Source organism: Faecalibacillus sp. H12 (genome assembly GCF_013361255.1).
Lineage (GTDB): Bacteria > Bacillota_I > Bacilli_A > Erysipelotrichales > Coprobacillaceae > Faecalibacillus > Faecalibacillus intestinalis.
This window is the reverse complement of sequence record NZ_JABWDK010000080.1, coordinates 1-521: the sequence shown is the minus strand read 5'-3', so window position 1 is coordinate 521 and position 521 is coordinate 1. Positions and strand designations below refer to the sequence as shown.

Annotated in this window: 1 protein-coding gene; it reads left to right on the top strand. The window is 33.2% G+C overall.

Annotated features, from left to right (window positions below; translation table 11 throughout):
• Positions 1-106 precede the first annotated feature (106 nt).
• A partial coding sequence (locus tag HUU89_RS14490) for an Rpn family recombination-promoting nuclease/putative transposase (RefSeq protein WP_175302134.1) occupies positions 107-521 on the top strand: 415 nt, incomplete at its 3' end.

Sequence of the window (521 nt, the reverse complement as noted above, 5' to 3'; positions counted from 1 at the left end):
ACATATGATGCAATTAAATCAAGAAAGCTCCTTACATCAATATTAAAAAAAGAGATAAAAAGCGATGATGTCTAACTATAAAACACTCATGTAAGGAGGTAAAAAAATGAGTCAAATAAGAAATGCAAGTGATACAACCTGTAAACGGTTATTAAGAGACGGGGAATGTTTTGCAGATCTATGCAATGCTCTCTATTTTCATGGTAGACAGGTCATCAAACCAGAAGATCTGATTTCACAGGAAAATGATGTTTCCACATTGATAGGTAAAGAACCCTTACCAATGGAAACAAAAAGATACCGAGATATCGTCAGAAAAGCAAGTATCAATGGGGATTATATGATCATTGGAGTAGAGCATCAAAGTAGTTTAGATAAAAATATGATTATTCGTATACTCAACTATGATGCCCAGCTTTATATCAATCAGGTAGAAAGAGGAAAAGAAGTATATCCTGTAGGAACATTTGTCTTTTATACGGGAGATAAGGAATGGACCTATCCAAAATCTTTAAAAGAAA